Raw genomic sequence first — 17,766 nt, forward strand, 5'->3', positions numbered from 1 at the left:
TTTGGACCATTTTGGACGCTTGTTGAAGCAAGCAAATAACAACATGATGCGCCACTTTGATCAGTTTGCCCAACAATATGATTTGACTGGAAATCAGATGGCCATTATCGATTTTATAACCAATCATGCTGATCATGAGGTGTTTCAACGTGACATTGAGCACGAATTTGAGATTCAAAGGTCAACAACAACAGTGCTCTTACAGCGGATGGAGAAGAAAGGCTTGATTGAACGCCACACTTCTTCAAAAGATGCTAGGCAAAAGGCGGTTATTCTCACGGATAAAGCCCTTAACATCGCTTCTGCCTGTCAATCTTATCTTCGAAAAGAGGAAGAAGAGTTTGCCCAGCAATTTTCAGCTAAAGAGCGAGAAGTCTTTCTCAAAATCTTACAACACTACCGTAATATTTAAGTTAATCTAGGAGGAACAAATACTTATGTCAGACGAAAAAATCTCCACCAAGGTCCTGTGTGCCATCTTTGCGACAGGAATCCTTTCATTTTGTGGAGTAGCTGGTGAAACAGCTATGAACATCACCTTTCCTGTATTGATGAAGGCATTTTCAGTCAATACGTCAACGGTACAGTGGGTTACAACCATTTATCTCCTAGTGGTGGCTTGCGTGGTTCCCTTATCTGCCTATCTCAAGCGCTCGTTTAGGATGAAAACCATCTTTCTGGTCGCAAATCTCTTGTCTATTTTAGGTGTTCTTATCGACTTTATAGCACCTAGTTTCGGCTTTGTTGTTTTGGGACGATTAGTTCAAGGGATGGGTGTTGGTTTTGCCCTACCTCTCATGTTTAACATCATTTTGGAGCAGGTGCCAAGCCGTAAGATTGGTCTTATGATGGGGGTTGGTACACTGATTACAGCAGTTGCACCAGCCATTGGCCCAACTGTTGGGGGTCTTCTAACGGCACACTTTGGTTGGCGTTCTATTTTCCTTGTTCAGTTTCCTATTCTCTTGGCTTCACTGGTTGCAGGGCTTCGCTCGATTGAGCAAAAGAGTGAGGTGCAACGTGAATCTTTAGATATCCTCAGTCTACTGGCTACCATCTTTCTTTTCTTGGGCTTGATTTTAGGCCTTCATGGAATTGCTGATCATGCTTTCTTCAGTTTCTCAGTATTAGGTTGGCTTTTGATTGGTATCTTAGGTCTTGTCATTTTGATTTGGCGTTCAACAACATTGGACAGGCCTATTATCAACCTCTCCATTTTGAAAAATCGTAAACTGACCGGTCATATCATAGCTTTCTTTTCTGTTCAATTGGGATCCCTTGCGATGAGTTTCCTCCTGCCAAACTATGTGCAGTTGGTTAACCATTCGAATACAACTTCTGCAGCCTTAATGTTGCTTCCAGGTGCCATTATTGGTGCAGGGTTCGCTCCGTTCTCAGGTATCATTTTAGATAAGATGGGAGCTCGTAAACCGATTCTGATTGGAGCAATCTTTATCGTACTTGCTCAGTTGCTATTTAGCTTGTTCGGACTCTCTCTTTCAAATACCTTGATTCTCGTCTTTTACATGATTTTCATGACGGGGATTGGCGTTTCCTTTGGTAATGTCATGACCAATGGACAGAAACAACTGTCACTTGATCAACGCGCCGATGCTAATGCCATCTTTAACACACTCCAACAATTTGCAGGAGCAGTGGGAACAACGTTAGCCTCTCTAATTGTTGCTATGAGTCAAGCCAATCACAAGATTGACTTTGCGCAAGCAACAGCACAAGGAAGTCGAAACGGATTTATGGTCCTATTTGCTCTAGCCATTTTCCAACTCCTTGTCTTAATTAGTGTTGTTAAAAAGAATGATTAATAAAGAGATTGAAGCAAAGGAAACATGCTTTCCCTTGCTTTTTCTTTTCTTTAACCAAGTGCTAATTTTACTGAAAATAATAGTTGGATTTAAAGTTTTTTATCTATAATAGACTTAAAGAAAAACAGTCTTCGATGAAGATAATAGAAGGAAAGATCAATGTCCTACGGATTGCTTAACGGTTTCTACGAGGAATTTTTCTTCCTAGGACTTTTGACTTCACTTATCGGTAAGAGGTTTAGAAGTTTAATAGAACCTTCTTGTATAGGGTGAATATTTTGAAGTGCTGAGACATTTTCAATAAAAGCGGGCTCTTTACGAATAAGATAGTCAATAATAAGAGGCAAAAAAACAATTATATTATAGGAAGAAATGCTTCGAAAAGGGAATTGGTGAGATTCTTATAGTCTTTATTCATGCACCAATCATTGAAACCATAGGACCAGAAGTTGAGATTTTAGCTTAAGTCAACGGAGCTATCGTGACAGCTAAAGAAAAAAATATGCTGGTCAACTCGTTTCATTCAGAATTAACAGGTGATACAAAGGTTCATGCCTATTTTATAGAGATGATTAGTCAGTCAAAAAAAAAAGAAAAGCTTTGATTCAAATTTCATAATTTTTGTTCACGCAAAAAATCCAGGACCTGTGCCCTGGACTTAGGAGATTATGAAAAAGAAAAGTTTTAGGATGGTTATAGTATATAAAGCAAAGCCTAAAGTTTTCTTAAAGTAGAGAAGAAATTATAAAAAATAGGTAAAAAGGAAGTTGGTAGTTGGTCGACTTCCTTTTCTTTTTTCCAAATCCTAATAGAATTGTTGCTCATATAATTAAAAGAAAGCACTCTATTCGTGTTATCGGTACGGCTTACAGCAATCGTTCAGATTCTATTATCTTTGAAAATGGTAAGGCTCGCTACATCACAAAAGCAGGCGAAATCGGACGTAGCATCTTTGTCTACAGCCCAGCAACTAAGGCATGGAACTACTTTGATAAAGAAGGTAACCGTGTCACAGGCGTCAGTATATTGATGGAAATCTCTATTACTTCAAGGAAGATGGTAGCCAAGCTAAGGGTGAAATTGTCGAGGAAAATGGCATTAAGTATTACTATGAGCCAGGCTCAGGTATTCTCGCTAGCGGATGCTACCTCCAAGTAGGTGATGACCAGTGGATGTACTTTAAACAAGAAGGTTCACTAGCTATCGGCCAAGTTCGTGCGGACGGTGGTTTACCTCAAATACTTTGATGAAAATGGTATCCAATACAAAGGCAAGGCCGTTAAGGTCGGCAGTTGTTACAAGTACTATGACGAGGGAAAATTCTCAAGAAAAAGATCGTGAAAACGGTCTTTTTTTGTACTTCTATTTAGACTTTTTTCGAAATAGTCTTGACAGTAGTTTATGAAAAGCGTAGAATCTTTTTCAAAAAAAGAATATAGGTGTGCTCACCAAAATAGCATTTTTTCCCGAATTCGATGATAGTTTAAATCAAATGGTTACCTTGAGAAAAGCAGGACTTATTTAGGGAGTGAGCTAAATGACAAAAAGCAATAACACGCAAAATACGGATATCTTAAACAATATCTATAATCTTATTATAAATCCAGAAACAACTGAAAATGAGAGAGTTGCTCGTAACGTTTAAAAATGAAATAGAAGTTGGGAAGAAGGATAATGACGAACTTCTTGCAGAATTAAGGAGAGCTATTCAGGCTCTAGCAGTCCGCAATCTTTCTAAAGGGAAATCACTGAGTTCTGGAGTGAGTGACTTGAGTAAGACGCTCACAGAATTCCAAGAAAAATCAGAGCGTAACATTAATCTAGCAAGAGGGTTAACATCACTCGGCAGTTTGTCTTTTAAATGATTTATCTGCTTGTGATGATTAGTAAAATGACCAAAAAGATCACCTGAATTGAACCGACTAAGTTGTATTCTGTTTTTTGCTATTGATTACTTAATTGAGATATCAAAAAAGCCACTGGTATACAAAACCAATGGCTTTCAACAATTTATTTCTTCTTCCCTAGTACAAAATAATGGCTAGGGATTTGTTGTGTCAAACTGACGGCGATGGCGATGGTAAATGAGGCTAGGAAACAAGATCGTAGGAAGCTGAGGCCTAGGTCTGCATTTCCAATCAATAGGAAGTAGATGGCACGGTAGAAGCTCATTCCTGGAATGAGTGGGAACATGCTTGAGGCTAGGAAGACTGTAGCTGGACATCTACGGTAGCGGGCCAAAAAGCGTGAGATGAAAGTGACCAGAAGGGCAGGGAAGAGGATGGCTAAGACTTCGTGATGGGTATTGTTCCAAATCAAGAGGTAGAGGAGCCATGAGCCTGCACCTAGGGTTCCGAGGTCCAAGAAGTATTTCTTAGGCACTCGGTAAAGCACGGAGAAGGCTGCTGTCCCCAGTCCAGCCATGAAGGTCTGAATCAAGACCTCCTGCCATGAGGTGGACGGTGTAGAGAACATGCCTGATAATTGTTCTGCAAAGGGAAGAATGGAAATCATGGCAAGAACACCGACAGAGATAGATAGACAAGTGGAGACCCCTGACAACATCAGGGCTAGACCACTATAGTAGTTGTTCTGGGTGAATTCTCGGATGGCATTAACAAAGTAGGCCCCAGGAATCAAGATCATCAAGGTTCCCAGGATAATCACGCTACGATGATGGCCGATTCCTAGATAGTAGAGAACATTGGCTGATAAAGCAGCAATGGCACTAGAGAGGATAATTTGCAAGAAACTGGTATGAATAAAACGTGAAAAGAGCTGCATACCAATCCCTACAAAAAGTCCCGATATAGCCGCAGCAGTTCCATCAATCCAGCCACTTCCAAGGGCTAGCGAGAAGCTTCCTGCACCAATGACACAGGCTATAATGTCCTCTAAAGGACGATAGAAAGTCTTTTGTTCTATGGTTTTCAGCTTTTGAAAAATGCTTGATACAGGCTGATTTGGCTGCTCTGCCAGTTCACGAGATAGGCGGTTAACTTCCTCGAGTTTGCCCAGATGGATAGAAGGAGCTGAGGTAGCTAGGACACGAGACTCCTTAAGACCTGAGCGGTTGAGTCCGGAGATCATGAGCCCTCGATTGACCACGTAAGTGGAGAAGTCTCTGATGCCAAGAGACTTAGCCATGTGTCCCATAGTGTCTTCAATACGGTAAATCTCAGCACCGCTCTCCATAAGGATACGACCTGCCTGAAGGACGGCATCCATTTCGTTTTTAGTTTCTGTCTCTCTTGGGAAATCGATGGTCATTTGAACCTCCTTATCGCTTAATTTGTCATTCCATTATAAGGTTTGAATGGTGGTTTTTCAATAGCTTTGGCGACTAAAATAGGACTTTCTATGAGATTTTTCTTCTGCTTAATGATAGAGGTCAGGAAAATGGAGGTCTTGCCTTTTGCCTTGCTATTGATAGAGGCAAATGCTACAATTAAATTATAAAATGTATGCGTTTACATATTTTTACGTTCTCTTTCTCAAAAAAACTTGAACTCCTTTGTTTATAGGGAAAGAGCAATCACAGAAGGAAGCCAATGTAAGTGCAAATAGTTGATACCTTTGAAAAGGAGGCAATCCCATGAAAAAAATTATCAATAAACCTGAAAATGTTGTGACAGAGATGCTAGATGGCTTGGCTTATGTTCACAGTGATTTGGTGCATCGTGTTGAAGGTTTTGACATCATCGCAAGAAATGAGCAGGTTGCTGGTCAGGTTGGTCTCATTTCTGGTGGCGGAAGTGGTCACGAGCCAGCTCATGCTGGTTTTGTAGGTGATGGTATGCTTTCGGCAGCCATTGCAGGTGCTGTCTTCACGTCACCAACGCCTGATCAAATTTTGGAAGCCATCAAGGAAGCGGACCAAGGTGCTGGTGTCTTCATGGTTGTTAAAAATTACTCTGGCGATATCATGAATTTCGAGATGGCTCAAGAATTGGCTGAAATGGAAGGCATCGAGGTTGCTAGCGTTGTTGTTGACGACGATATTGCTGTGGAAAATAGCCTCTATACACAAGGTCGTCGCGGGGTTGCTGGTACTATTTTTGTTCACAAAATCCTAGGTCATGCGGCTCGTGAAGGTAAGTCTCTGGCTGAAATCAAAGATTTGGCTGACAAGATTGTTCCTAATATCCACACCATTGGTTTGGCCCTTAGCGGTGCGACGGTTCCTGAGGTTGGTAAGCCTGGTTTTGTCCTAGCTGAGGATGAAATTGAATATGGTATTGGTATTCATGGTGAGCCAGGTTATCGTAAGGAGTCTATGCAGCCATCTCGCCAGTTAGCTGAAGAATTGACAGGGAAACTCCTTGAAGCCTTTGAGGCTAAGGAGGGTGAACGCTATGCCCTTCTCATCAATGGTATGGGTGCGACACCTCTTATGGAGCAATATGTCTTTGCTAATGATGTAGCAAGCATTCTTGGAGATGCTGGACTAGATGTAGCCTTTAAAAAATTAGGTAATTACATGACATCGATTGATATGGTAGGTCTTTCATTGACGCTCATGAAGATTGAAGATGACGCTTGGCTTGAAGCTCTGGAGAGTCCTGTTAAGACCATTGCTTGGTAGTCTGACATGAAAACTAGAAATTAGGTATATTATGGATAAAACAGTTGCAGTAAAATGGATGCAAGGCTTTGATCAAAGGGTTGAAGCAGAAAAAGACCACTTGTCTGAATTAGACGGTCCTATTGGCGATGGTGATCATGGTGCTAACTTGGCGCGTGGTATGGCGGCAGCCATTGAGGCTATTAACACTACTGAACCACAAAGTGCAGCCGAAGTTTTTAAGGCAGTGTCTATGGCCTTGATTAGTAAGGTTGGTGGTGCTTCAGGTCCTCTTTATGGGTCTGCCTTTATGGGTATGATGAAGGCTGAACAAGCTGGTCAAGATTTGACAGGAGTGCTTGAGGCAGGACTCGAGATGATTAAAAAACGAGGCCATGCACAAGTTGGTGAAAAGACCATGGTGGATGTTTGGCATCCAGTTGTTGAAGCTGTCAAACAAGGTCAACTCACCAATGATGTCATTGATCAAGCTGTTCTTTCAACCAAGGAAGTTGCGGCTACCAAGGGGCGTGCCTCTTATGTAGGTGAGCGTTCTATTGGTCACATTGATCCAGGTTCTTATTCATCTGGTCTACTCTTCAAAGCCTTGATAGAAGCGGAGGGCTAGGATATGCCAGAACTTGGAATTGTTATTGTGTCCCACTCTGCGGATATTGCTAAAGGTTTGGTGAGTCTGATTCGTGAAGTCGCTCCAGATATCCCTTTGACGGCTACAGGTGGTCTGGAAGATGGTGGCTTGGGATCTAGCTTTGACCATGTGCAAGTGGCTGTGGATAGTCAGCCAGCCAACCGACTCTTGGCCTTTTACGACCTAGGCAGTGCTCGTATGAACTTGGAAATGCTTGAGGAATTTTCAGATAAGGATATTCTCATTCAACATGTCCCCCTTATTGAGGGGGCCTATGCGGCTGCAGCCTTGCTTCAGGCAGGAGCGAGTGAAGTTGAAATCTTATCTCAGATTAATGAATTGATTATTCAAAAATAGAATAAAGGAAAACTATGACAAAGCAAATTAAGTACAACTGGGCTAGTCTTGGAACTGGCGTTATTGCTAATGAATTGGCACAAGCTTTGGAGGCCCTAGGTGGTAAACTCTATTCCGTTGCCAATCGTACCTATGACAAGGGGGTAACCTTCGCTGAAAAATATGGCATTGAAAAGGTTTATGAGGAGATTGACCAAGTTTTTGAAGATCCTGAAGTGGATATTATCTATATCTCAACGCCTCACAATACGCATATTAATTACCTTCGCAAGGCCTTAGCAGCTGGCAAGCACGTCCTCTGTGAAAAATCTATCACCCTAAATAGTGAGGAATTGTCAGAAGCTATTCAACTCGCCGAAGAAAACCATGTTAAACTGGCAGAAGCCATGACCATTTTCCATATGCCTATCTATCGAAAACTCTCTGAAATCGTGGAAAGTGGTAAGTTAGGCCCACTTAAGGTTATCCAGATGAACTTCGGTTCTTATAAAGAATATGACATGACCAACCGCTTTTTTAATCGTAACTTGGCTGGTGGAGCTTTACTTGATATCGGAGTTTATGCCCTTTCCTTTGTACGTTGGTTCATGACGTCGCAACCGACAGAGATGGTTTCACAGGTTAAATTAGCTCCAACTGGTGTTGATGAACAAGCGGGTATTCTTCTTACCAATGCAGAAGGGGAAATGGCAACGGTGACGCTAAGTCTTCATGCTAAACAACCAAAACGTGGCACTATCGCTTATGACAAGGGCTATATCGAACTCTACGAATACCCACGTGGGCAAAAAGCGGTCATCACCTATACGGAAGATGGCTCACAAGAAGTCATCGAAGCAGGAGAAACTGCCAAAGCCCTCCAGTATGAGGTCCTAGACATGGAAGCAGCCGTCTCAGGTCAAGAAAATCATCTTTATCTCAACTATAGTCGAGATGTCATGGAGCTCATGACCCAACTCCGCAAAGACTGGGGCTTGGTCTACCCAGAAGAAGAATAGTAGCTTACCGATTCACTCAAAAAGACTCAGTTTTTGCTGAGTCTTATTAATTTATTTAAAACTAAACCCCTCATAAACGAGCTCAGCCTTTGGATTGTTTGCCGTAAAGGTTTTAGAAAATGCTTCCATCATTTTCACTGGACCACACATAAAGACAGTTGTGTCATCAGTGAGAGGATAGTCAGTAAAGTCCAGATAACCATCTACTTGACTATTGATAGTGTGAAGTTTGAAATTTCTATTTTTTGCAGCATATGCAGTTAACATCTCCTGATAGACAGCATTATGCTCACCTGTATAGGCGTAGTAGAAGTCGACATTCTTATCAAGGACTGGATTTTCACGGATATAGGAAATGAAAGGGGTGATGCCGATACCACCTGCAATCCAAATTTGCTTGTCACGACCTTGATTTAGCAACATATGACCATAGGCACGGTCGATTGCTACAGGACTTCCGACTCTGAGCTCCTTGTAGATTTGTTTGGTATGATCACCTGAAGCCTTAACGGTAAAATAGATAATATTGTCATGTCCACCTGATATAGAGAAAGGGTGAGGTGCCTTCTCAAAACCATCTTGAAGTATCTTAATAAAGGCAAATTGACCAAACTGATAATCCATTGGACGTGTTAACCTAATGGCTATTTCCGTTGTATCATGGTTTATACGTTTTAAGCCCACAATTTTCCCACGATTTTTAAAACCAATAATTTGGTAAAGGAAGATGATATAAAATCCTGAGCTTAAACCAAGAATAGCGAAGCCCCCAACTATCAAGGATAAGAGACTTGGCTTAGTTAATACTTGTCCCAAAATCAAGTAGACATGGAAGAGACCAAAGATATAGGCTAAGTAAACCAAACGATGAAGCCACCGCCAAGTTTCATATTTGAGACTTTTACCAAGAAAGGCCAGAACCACAATAGCCAAGAAAGTATAAATACCAAGGTTTCCTAGCTGACCAGCCAGACGGGAACCCCATAGACTCCCCATACCGATGTTGTGGAAAACTAGAAGAACAACTGATAAGATGGCAAGAAATTTGTGGACAGCGTACATTTTTTCAATTCCGTTAAAGAGTTTTTCTAAAATTCGTAATCGAGTTGTCAACATAAAAGTCCATGATAAGGTTGTTAAAGCTAGACCAGGAGCGACGAAGTTTGTCATGCCCCTTGCTAGCCAGGCGTAGACCGTCAGAACAATACTTACGGTTAGTAGGAGAATTCCTTTATATGATTTCATGTAACCTTCTTTCCATTATTACCAATTGGTTGTAACTGATGTCGTTACATTTTATCTTATAATAGATTTCCTGTCAAAAATAATTAATTTTTTGAAAAAAAGCTGATAGTGATATAGTAATCAAGGTATCCAATACTTTTGAAAAGGCAAAATGATTGTCAAGAAACGTTGATTTAATAGTCGATTATCTTGTGAAGGCGTTTCGAAAAGTGTATACTATAAGTAGAAGATAGGAAGAGGAGATACTTAGTGGCTAGTATTACAATAGAAGCTAGTAAGGTGGCTAGAAAGAGTCCCATTCGAGTAGACACTAGTCTTGTCGGGACGGTTTCAGGTGTGGAAGCAGTGACTGTTTCCCTACCGTCATCAAAAGCCCGTTTGCGTGTTGGTAAATTGGGTTACAAGTCCAATACTATTACTGTGGAGGATGGACAAACCGTTCGGGTTACTAGCAATTTTCTAAATCGTTTCATAGCGATAGCTCCATTGCTTCTCTACCTTTTTGAAGGTCGTTACCTCCCACTTGTTGCTGTCCTATCTACTATAATTTTGCTTTTTAGCTTACCTTTTCTCAAGTTAGAAATCGTAGGCTGATTAGAATCGGGAGTGGCTTAGCCCTCTGTTTGATATCTTTAACTCATTTTTTCATAATAATGCTAGGCCACTCCCTTTTTATTAGGAACGGGTTGAGACGAAAAATTAGTTATCAAAAAGGTAACTCGATAGAGTTTCCCTTTTTTCTTTACCCAACTAAATGCAATTCTAAAAGACCTCAGTTGCTAAAACTGAGGTCTTTGAAGTTTCTAGTGATTTATTACTTACGATACAATTTGTCGTATTGATAGTAAGGGTCGAAGGTCACATTGATACCAAGTTTACGGAGAACATTTTTGTCTTCATCAGTAAGAATGATTGTCGAGTGAGCTTCAGAACCCTTAAGGTTACCAAGTTCCTCCATGGCACGCGCCGCATCCGCATTGTTGGCAGCTGTGATGGCCAAGGCAATGAGGATTTCGTTGGAGTGGAGACGAGGATTACGACTCCCCAGATGGTCAACTTTCAGTCCTTGGATTGGTTTAACTACCTCAGGCTCGATGAGTTTCGTTTTCTTAGTAATGCCTGCAGAAGTCTTGATAGCGTTGATCAAAGCAGCAGCAGTTGGACCAAAGAGTTCTGAATTTTTACCAGTGACGATTTGGCCATTTGGCAATTCGAGGGCAAGAGCAGAACCACCTGTTTCTTCAGCCTTAGCACGTGCTGCAACGACCACTTGACGATCTTCAGGTGTGATACCAAGATCGTTCATTAGCAATTCAATCTTCTTGACAGCAGTCTCAGGAACACGTTCATTTTTGAAATCAAGTACAGTTTGATAGTAGCGACGGATGATTTCTTGTTTAGAAGCTTCTTTGGCAGCCTCATCATCTGTAATGGCAAAACCAACCATGTTAACACCCATATCTGTAGGTGAAGCGTAAGGTGACTCACCAAGAATGCGTTCAAGCATACGTTTAAGGACTGGGAAAATCTCGATGTCACGGTTGTAGTTTACTGTAGTTTTGCCATAAGTTTCCAAGTGGAATGGGTCGATCATATTGACATCATCAAGGTCCGCAGTAGCAGCCTCATAGGCCAAGTTGACTGGATGATGAAGTGGCAAATTCCAAACTGGGAAGGTTTCAAATTTAGCATAACCTGACTTGATACCATTGATTTGGTCGTGGTACATGTTAGACATACATGTCGCCAATTTACCAGAACCAGGACCAGGAGCAGTAACGACGATAAGGTTACGGCTAGTCTTGATATAGTCGTTTTTCCCCATACCTTCAGGAGAAATGATATGGTTCATATCCGTTGGATAGCCCTTGATAGGGTAGTGGATGTAAGATGTGATACCATTTTTTTCCAGTTGGTTACGGAAGGCATCAGCCGCAGGTTGACCTGAATACTGCGTAATAACAACAGAACCTACGTAGATATTGAGCTCGTTGAATTTATCAATCAGACGAAGGACCTCTTGATCGTAGGAAATGCCAAGGTCACCACGAGCCTTAGAGTGCTCGATATTGCTAGCATTGATGGCGATGACCACTTCGACTTGATCTTTGAGCTCTTGAAGGAGCTTGATTTTATTGTCAGGTTCATAACCAGGAAGGACGCGGGCAGCGTGGAAATCTTCCAACATCTTTCCACCAAACTCCAAGTAGAGCTTACCGTCAAACTGGTTAATACGCTCCAAAATATGGTTGCGTTGCAGATTCAAATACTGTTCAGAACTAAAAGCTTGTTTCTTCATAAATAAAAATACCTCTGAAAAAAATTATATCAAATGCCGAAGGTAAATGCTATTAGCGACGGACGATTTATTGGAGAAAAAGAGGTGACAGTCAATCATGAAACGTATTTTTTATGATAGTCCTTTAGAGTTATTATTTAATTGGAGTTCTCATCTCAGCAGTTAGATTTTTAGATAATAATCACTTTAGAATATTTAATTTCATAAAGGTTTCACATTTGTCGTCTATAATTAGGATAAGAAAAATGAAAGAGTCCTCATTTATCTTTGGTGTAGCTGAGGGCCAATGTCTTAAATGGAGGTGGAAGATGGTTCTCTTACAACAGGCAACTGCTTATATTTTTCGCAAAAAAACGCGGAATTTTATCCTTTTTCTTATTTTATTTTTGATATTATCTTGCTTGTATTTTTGTTTCTCTCTTATGCAAGTTGGTGGAGGAATGGAGGCACAAATCAGGAAGTCAAGTGGGGCAAGTTTTGATCTGGTAAGTAAAGAAAGAGGCAGTGCCTTTTCCTGGAAAGAGGGGGAAAAGATTAGTCATCTATCTGATGTTATTTCAACGATACCTCAATATGTAAGTCCGGTGCGGCTTATCGATAAGAAGGTAGTTACAGGAAAACAAACGGTGGAACGTGATGATCTTGATAATGAGGCTAATCAAGCCTTGGGAGCTACTTTTACTAAGGAAACAGGCCAAAGTGTTGATTTTAGGAGTGGTGCTTTTAAACTCCTTAAGGGGAAGCACATATCTGGTAAGGGGCAAATTATGATTCATGAATCGCTTGCTAGGAAAAATAAGCTAAGCGTCGGAGATAAGCTGACCTTGTCCAATTTCCAGATGACTGAAAGTGGAGCTAGGGAAATGACCTTTAATATCGTTGGCATTTTTTCTGGCAAGAAGGAGGAGACATTTACTGGAATGTCCTCAGATTTAAGTGAAAATCAAATCTTCCTCCATTATGACGATGGTAGCCAACTGCTTAATTTGACTGATAAGTTAGTGACAAAATTATCCTTTGGTATTAAGAATCCAGATAGAATCAATCAAGTCATTAAACAAGTGGAACAATTGAATATCGATTGGAATCGTCTACGTTTAGACGAGGACCATAGGGCTTTTGACTCCTTGAAGGAATCGTCTAAAGCGTTACAAGGAATCGTCAGAACGATGATGATTAGTTTAATTGTTACAGGAGCAGGGATCCTCTCATTTTTAATGGCACTATGGACGCGTGAGCGAAACCATGAGATAGGCATTCTTTTAGCAATTGGGAAGAGCAAGGGACGCATTTTTGCTCAATTTCTTATGGAGATATTGTTGGTGTCCCTTATGTCTTTGCTACCTGCCCTTGCTATTGGACGGCTACTAAGTCGACTGTTTTTGGAAGAATTTATAGGACAGCAAGGACAGCAGCAGGCTCTTCAGTTATTAGATCAAATTCCTCAGGGACTACCTTTAGGCCAATCTTATCTAAGTCTTCTAGTCTTGGTAATATTATCGCTCGGTGTGACAACAGGTCTCATTTGGCGCAAAACTCCAAAAGAAATCTTATCTAATATGAGTTAAGGAGAAAGGAACACTATGTTAGAACTCAAAAATGTTACGTATAGTTATCAAAATAAAAGTGAAGCTATCCTCTCGAAGGTGAATTATCGTTTCGAGAAAGGTAAATTTTATAGTATTATTGGGCAATCTGGAGCGGGAAAATCGACCTTACTTTCCCTTTTGGCAGGTCTTGATTATCCCAAAAAGGGGCAGGTCCTGTTTAATGGAGAAAATATCAAGAAAAAAGGCTCTAGTTATCATCGTAGACACCATGTTGCGCTTGTTTTTCAAAATTACAATCTCATTGATTATCTTACACCTTTAGAAAATGTACGACTTGTTAATAAAAATGCCGATAGGAAGATACTTTCTGAATTGGGATTAGATGAAAAACAAATTAATCGAAATGTCCTACAACTTTCAGGTGGACAACAACAACGTGTAGCTATTGCGCGGGCTTTGGTTTCAGAGGCTCCAATTATCTTAGCAGATGAACCAACAGGAAATCTAGACGAGGAAACTGCGAAGGATATTATTGCTATCCTTAAAAGAATGGCCTTAGATCGCCAAAAATGTGTCATAGTTGTTACGCACAGTAAGGAAGTTGCTCAGGCATCTGATGTGATTTTAGAGTTGAAGAAGAAACAACTCATAGAAAAGAAAAAATAAAGGAAGGACTCTTATGTTTCGAAACGCTTTTGCATATATTACACGAAAATGGTCAAAGTCACTATTACTGTTAATTATTATTCTTTTAATGAGTACTTTTAGTTTGTTAGGACTTGCTATGCGAAGTGCAACCCAAGAAGCTGCATCCAAGAGTCTAGGGTCAATTACCAATAGTTTTTCAATGCAGATTAATCGTAACACGAATCCTGGAACTCCTCGAGGGGCTGGAAATCTTAAGGGAGAAGATATTAAAAAGATTAGTGAGACTAAAGGGATTGTTTCGACTATAAAACGGATAAATGGTATTGGTGATTTACTAGGTTATGAGATTATCGAAACAGAGCAAACGCTACAGAATCAGTCGCCAGAACGTGCTAAAAATTTTAAGTCTACCTTGATGTTGACAGGAGTCAATGACTCATCAAAAGAAGACAAATTTGTTTCAGGTGCTTATAAACTAGTTGAAGGAGAACATCTAACCGATAAGGATCATAATCAAATCTTGATGCACGAAGGTTTAGCTAAAAAGAATGGTCTTAAAGTAGGAGATAAAGTAAAGCTTAAATCTAATCTCTATGATGCTGATAACGAAAAAAAGGCTGATGAAACAGTAGAAGTGACTATCAAAGGTTTATTTTCTGGTCAAAATAAAGCAGCCGTTACCTATGCTCAGGAGTTGTATGAAAACACCCTCATCACTGATCTAGACACAGTAGCAAAACTCTATGGTAATACTGTAGAAACTGCCACTTATGAGGATGCTACTTTCTTTGCTAAAGGCGATCAAAATCTTGATTCCTTGATAGCAAAGATTAAAAAGTTGAATATTAACTGGTCCCTCTACGATCTTGTTAAGAGCTCGTCAAACTACCCTGCTTTACAGAAATCTATTCTTGGGATGTATCGTGTGGCAAACCGTATGTTTATTGGAAGTCTCATTTTTACAAGTTTATTGCTAACCCTTCTGTTAATTTTATGGTTAAATGCTCGTCGTAGAGAAGTTGGTATCTTTTTGGCCTTGGGACTTAAAAAGACACAGATTGCGGGTCAATTTTTAATAGAATTGCTGATGATTGCCTTACCAGCCTTTCTTTTGTCATATGGTTTAGCTAGTTTCTTTGCCGAAAAAGTTGGTAATACAGTCCTTTCCAATGTAACAGAGGGTATCAATAAGCAAATGACCAAAGAATCTCTAGCTGCAAATCTTGGTGGAGGGGCTGAGGCAGAAAGCTTCAGTAAGACTCTAACTCAGATTCACATGACAGTCCAACCTAAGCAACTTTTGGTAGTCATTCTAGTCGGTGGATTTATTTTAAGCTTAGTATCTTTGATTTCTTCTCGCTGGCTTCTTCACAAGAAACCCAAGGACCTTTTAGTTGATGTTGAATGATAAGTTTGCTGCATCTATAAAAAACGGTATAATGGAAGAAAGAGACCATATATAGATTAAAAGGATAATGCATGAAGATACTAATCGTAGAAGATGAAGTCCTGATTCGAGAAGGGATGAGCGACTATCTCATGGAATGTGGCCATGAGGTCTTTGAAGCAGGTGATGGCCATGAGGCCCTGGACCTCTTTTACAGGGAGATGCCCGATCTTGTCTTGCTGGATATCCAGCTCCCAATCCTCAATGGTCTGGAAGTCCTCAAGACCATCCGAAAGACTAGCTCGGTCCCTGTTTTGATGCTGACGGCCTTCCATGACGAGGACTATAAGTTGACAGCCTTTGGAGAGTTGGCAGATGGCTATCTAGAAAAGCCCTTCTCCTTGTCTCTATTGAGAGTCCGTATCGAAGCTATTTTTAAAAAGCTCCAACCTTCCCGGGTTTTCACATATGGAGATGTGCGGGTGGATTTTGAGAGTTATACCGCCAGCCTAGCTGGGCAAGCTATTTCCATGAACGCCAAGGAATTGGAAATCTTGGAATACCTGCTCCAGCATGAAGGCAAGGCCAGGACCCGATCTCAGATCCTTGATGCCGTCTGGAAGGAGACTGAGGAGATACCTTTTGACCGGGTGATCGATGTCTATATCAAGGAACTACGAAAAAAACTAGAGCTGGACTGTATCGTTACGGTACGCAATGTCGGCTATAAATTGGAGAGACCATGACCAAACGGAGTATCTTTGCAAAGATCTTTCTGATCACCTTTGCCCTATTTAGTGGCTTAGTCATCCTTCTACACGCTTCGGTTTACTTTATTTTCCCATCGACCTATATCGAGTCCCAGCGCCAGACGATTTTGAAGAAATCACAGGCCTTGGCTAAGAGCTTCCAAGGCCAGGAAGAAGGGATTGTTGAGTCGGTCATCGAACTTTATTCCAAGACTAATGATATCAAGATATCTATCAAGGGCAAGGAAAAACAAAATGCCATAGAGGTCAAGGATGACCTACTCGTAAACCCTAACAGCCAGAATAATTCCCTGGTCATTGAAGAGCAAAAAATTCAGACTAAAGAAGGACAAGACTTAACCTTGCAATTCTTAGCGACCGTCGATTCGCAAAAGGAAGCGCGAGATATCAGTCTGGGCTTTCTTCCCTATACACTCCTTGCTTCTTTTGTTCTGTCGTTGATTGCATCCTATCTCTATGCCCGCATGATTTCTGCTCCAATCCTTGAGATCAAGCGGATGACCAAGCGGATGAAGCGCCTGGATCGGACAGCCAGTCTCCCCATTGACTCGCAGGATGAGATCGGCGTCCTCAAGCAACACATCAACGACCTCTATCACCACCTTTTAGAAGTGATAGACAATCTAGAGCAGCAGAAACAGGAAAATCTGAAGTTGGAGCAGATGAAAGTCGAATTTCTAAGAGGGGCTTCGCATGAACTCAAGACGCCTCTAGCTAGCTTGAAAATTATCCTAGAAAATATGCGAGATAATATTGGTCGCTACAAGGATCGGGACCGCTACCTATCGGTCTCCCTCGATATCGTCGATGAGATGAACCAGATCGTCCTGGAAATTCTGTCCCTATCTTCTGTCCAAGAATTAGGTGGTGAAAAGGAGTGGATCCAGTTAGATGATCTGGTAAATCGCATACTCACTCAAAATCAAGTGTTGGTTGAGACTCGCTCCCTATCAATTGAAAATTATCTTCCGATAACTAGTATTTTCATGAATTTAGCTATTTTGAAATTGGTTCTCTCAAATATTATCAGTAATGCCGTCAAGCATTCTGATAAGGGTGGAGTGGTTCGAATAGCTTTAGAAAATGGAGGAACCGATTTTGTCATTGAAAATACAATTGTATCTAAAGAAAATACTTCAACTAAAGCTCAATCTAAGAAAGAAGGAGGATTAGGACTTTTTGTGGTCAAATACCTTCTAGAACATGAGGAACTTAGTTATAGATTTGAGGAAAGTCCTACGGGTAGGCGCTTTGTTATGGTCTTGCCCAAAAAGTAAAAAGCGACGGTTAAGGTATTAACTATCGCTTTTTTGTATTGTTAAAATAATTAAAGGCTAACCTTACATTTCAACTCTATTGTTTTTCAACATTACCAAAAATTTAAGGAGTCTGGAGTATAGGTCATTGAAATGTTTTAAACAATAAAAGAAAACGATTGCATAAATTCTGGAAAAATGTAAAATAGAACTGTCAGAC

The 17,766-nt window shown here is 40.6% G+C and carries 17 protein-coding genes and 1 pseudogene; 15 read left to right on the top strand and 3 right to left on the bottom strand.

Annotated features, from left to right (window positions below):
• The first annotated feature begins 1 nt into the window (after position 1).
• From RDY04_RS02295 to RDY04_RS02315, 5 genes and pseudogenes are all read left to right on the top strand, one after another.
• Complete coding sequence (locus RDY04_RS02295; protein WP_303950397.1) at positions 2-412, top strand: MarR family winged helix-turn-helix transcriptional regulator; 411 nt, start codon at positions 2-4, stop codon at positions 410-412.
• Positions 413-437: 25 nt separating this feature from the next.
• Positions 438-1,823 carry an MFS transporter gene (locus tag RDY04_RS02300; protein ID WP_303950400.1) on the top strand — a complete coding sequence of 462 codons (1,386 nt, stop codon included), beginning with the start codon at positions 438-440 and terminating at the stop codon, positions 1,821-1,823.
• A 481-nt stretch (positions 1,824-2,304) separates the two neighbouring features.
• On the top strand, positions 2,305-2,427 hold the full coding sequence (locus RDY04_RS02305) for a hypothetical protein (RefSeq protein ID WP_303950402.1): 123 nt from the start codon (positions 2,305-2,307) through the stop codon (positions 2,425-2,427).
• A 421-nt stretch (positions 2,428-2,848) separates the two neighbouring features.
• Entirely contained in the window at positions 2,849-3,070 is a 222-nt protein-coding gene (locus tag RDY04_RS09555) for a hypothetical protein (protein WP_303950644.1), read from the top strand.
• A 290-nt stretch (positions 3,071-3,360) separates the two neighbouring features.
• A pseudogene (locus RDY04_RS02315) lies at positions 3,361-3,688 on the top strand (bacteriocin immunity protein).
• Between the two features lie 145 nt (positions 3,689-3,833).
• Here RDY04_RS02315 and RDY04_RS02320 read toward each other — a convergent pair.
• On the bottom strand, positions 3,834-5,093 hold the full coding sequence (locus tag RDY04_RS02320) for a threonine/serine exporter ThrE family protein (protein ID WP_303950406.1): 1,260 nt from the start codon (positions 5,091-5,093) through the stop codon (positions 3,834-3,836).
• Positions 5,094-5,418: 325 nt separating this feature from the next.
• Between RDY04_RS02320 and dhaK the strand changes: the two genes are divergently transcribed.
• Genes dhaK through RDY04_RS02340 form a run of 4 tightly spaced genes read left to right on the top strand, consistent with a single transcriptional unit; the run spans position 5,419 to position 8,391 of the window.
• Complete coding sequence (gene dhaK, locus RDY04_RS02325) at positions 5,419-6,408, top strand: dihydroxyacetone kinase subunit DhaK (protein ID WP_303950407.1); 990 nt, start codon at positions 5,419-5,421, stop codon at positions 6,406-6,408.
• Between the two features lie 31 nt (positions 6,409-6,439).
• Positions 6,440-7,015 (top strand): dihydroxyacetone kinase subunit DhaL, encoded by a 576-nt coding sequence (gene dhaL, locus RDY04_RS02330; protein WP_303950410.1) that lies wholly within the window; start codon positions 6,440-6,442, stop codon positions 7,013-7,015.
• 3 nt (positions 7,016-7,018) lie between these two features.
• Positions 7,019-7,393, top strand: a complete 375-nt coding sequence (gene dhaM, locus RDY04_RS02335) for a dihydroxyacetone kinase phosphoryl donor subunit DhaM (protein ID WP_303950413.1) — start codon at positions 7,019-7,021, stop codon at positions 7,391-7,393.
• A 14-nt stretch (positions 7,394-7,407) separates the two neighbouring features.
• A complete protein-coding gene (locus RDY04_RS02340; protein ID WP_303950415.1) occupies positions 7,408-8,391 on the top strand; it encodes a Gfo/Idh/MocA family protein in 984 nt (327 codons plus the stop codon).
• 51 nt (positions 8,392-8,442) lie between these two features.
• Here the strand turns inward: RDY04_RS02340 and RDY04_RS02345 are convergent, their stop codons facing one another.
• On the bottom strand, positions 8,443-9,636 hold the full coding sequence (locus RDY04_RS02345) for a ferric reductase-like transmembrane domain-containing protein (protein ID WP_303950417.1): 1,194 nt from the start codon (positions 9,634-9,636) through the stop codon (positions 8,443-8,445).
• Positions 9,637-9,885: 249 nt separating this feature from the next.
• On the opposite strand from RDY04_RS02345, the gene RDY04_RS02350 reads away from it, so the two are divergent.
• Positions 9,886-10,230: a hypothetical protein gene (locus RDY04_RS02350; protein ID WP_303950420.1), complete on the top strand. Its 345-nt coding sequence runs from the start codon at positions 9,886-9,888 to the stop codon at positions 10,228-10,230.
• Positions 10,231-10,450: 220 nt separating this feature from the next.
• On the opposite strand, the gene RDY04_RS02355 is transcribed toward RDY04_RS02350, so the two are convergent.
• Entirely contained in the window at positions 10,451-11,935 is a 1,485-nt protein-coding gene (locus RDY04_RS02355) for a DUF1846 domain-containing protein (protein ID WP_303950422.1), read from the bottom strand.
• 308 nt (positions 11,936-12,243) lie between these two features.
• On the opposite strand from RDY04_RS02355, the gene RDY04_RS02360 reads away from it, so the two are divergent.
• The 5 genes from RDY04_RS02360 to RDY04_RS02380 all read left to right on the top strand — a co-directional run bounded on the left by RDY04_RS02360 (position 12,244) and on the right by RDY04_RS02380 (position 17,567).
• A complete protein-coding gene (locus tag RDY04_RS02360; protein ID WP_303950423.1) occupies positions 12,244-13,503 on the top strand; it encodes an ABC transporter permease in 1,260 nt (419 codons plus the stop codon).
• Positions 13,504-13,518: 15 nt separating this feature from the next.
• Positions 13,519-14,151: an ABC transporter ATP-binding protein gene (locus tag RDY04_RS02365; RefSeq protein WP_303950426.1), complete on the top strand. Its 633-nt coding sequence runs from the start codon at positions 13,519-13,521 to the stop codon at positions 14,149-14,151.
• Positions 14,152-14,164: 13 nt separating this feature from the next.
• Positions 14,165-15,541 carry an ABC transporter permease gene (locus RDY04_RS02370; protein WP_303950428.1) on the top strand — a complete coding sequence of 459 codons (1,377 nt, stop codon included), beginning with the start codon at positions 14,165-14,167 and terminating at the stop codon, positions 15,539-15,541.
• Positions 15,542-15,612: 71 nt separating this feature from the next.
• Positions 15,613-16,266 carry a response regulator transcription factor gene (locus RDY04_RS02375; protein ID WP_003094788.1) on the top strand — a complete coding sequence of 218 codons (654 nt, stop codon included), beginning with the start codon at positions 15,613-15,615 and terminating at the stop codon, positions 16,264-16,266.
• On the top strand, positions 16,263-17,567 hold the full coding sequence (locus RDY04_RS02380; protein WP_303950430.1) for a HAMP domain-containing sensor histidine kinase: 1,305 nt from the start codon (positions 16,263-16,265) through the stop codon (positions 17,565-17,567). Before RDY04_RS02375 ends, RDY04_RS02380 begins: the two co-directional genes overlap by 4 nt.
• Positions 17,568-17,766: the final 199 nt, after the last annotated feature.

This window comes from uncultured Streptococcus sp. (assembly GCF_902463925.1).
Classification (GTDB): domain Bacteria; phylum Bacillota; class Bacilli; order Lactobacillales; family Streptococcaceae; genus Streptococcus.

Coding starts and splice junctions, on each gene's coding strand:
- RDY04_RS02300 (WP_303950400.1), top strand. CDS start 438: ATGTCAGACGAAAAAATCTCCACCAAGGTCCTGTGTGCCATCTTTGCG.
- RDY04_RS02320 (WP_303950406.1), bottom strand. CDS start 5,093: ATGACCATCGATTTCCCAAGAGAGACAGAAACTAAAAACGAAATGGAT.
- dhaK (WP_303950407.1), top strand. CDS start 5,419: ATGAAAAAAATTATCAATAAACCTGAAAATGTTGTGACAGAGATGCTA.
- dhaL (WP_303950410.1), top strand. CDS start 6,440: ATGGATAAAACAGTTGCAGTAAAATGGATGCAAGGCTTTGATCAAAGG.
- dhaM (WP_303950413.1), top strand. CDS start 7,019: ATGCCAGAACTTGGAATTGTTATTGTGTCCCACTCTGCGGATATTGCT.
- RDY04_RS02340 (WP_303950415.1), top strand. CDS start 7,408: ATGACAAAGCAAATTAAGTACAACTGGGCTAGTCTTGGAACTGGCGTT.
- RDY04_RS02345 (WP_303950417.1), bottom strand. CDS start 9,636: ATGAAATCATATAAAGGAATTCTCCTACTAACCGTAAGTATTGTTCTG.
- RDY04_RS02355 (WP_303950422.1), bottom strand. CDS start 11,935: ATGAAGAAACAAGCTTTTAGTTCTGAACAGTATTTGAATCTGCAACGC.
- RDY04_RS02360 (WP_303950423.1), top strand. CDS start 12,244: ATGGTTCTCTTACAACAGGCAACTGCTTATATTTTTCGCAAAAAAACG.
- RDY04_RS02365 (WP_303950426.1), top strand. CDS start 13,519: ATGTTAGAACTCAAAAATGTTACGTATAGTTATCAAAATAAAAGTGAA.
- RDY04_RS02370 (WP_303950428.1), top strand. CDS start 14,165: ATGTTTCGAAACGCTTTTGCATATATTACACGAAAATGGTCAAAGTCA.
- RDY04_RS02375 (WP_003094788.1), top strand. CDS start 15,613: ATGAAGATACTAATCGTAGAAGATGAAGTCCTGATTCGAGAAGGGATG.
- RDY04_RS02380 (WP_303950430.1), top strand. CDS start 16,263: ATGACCAAACGGAGTATCTTTGCAAAGATCTTTCTGATCACCTTTGCC.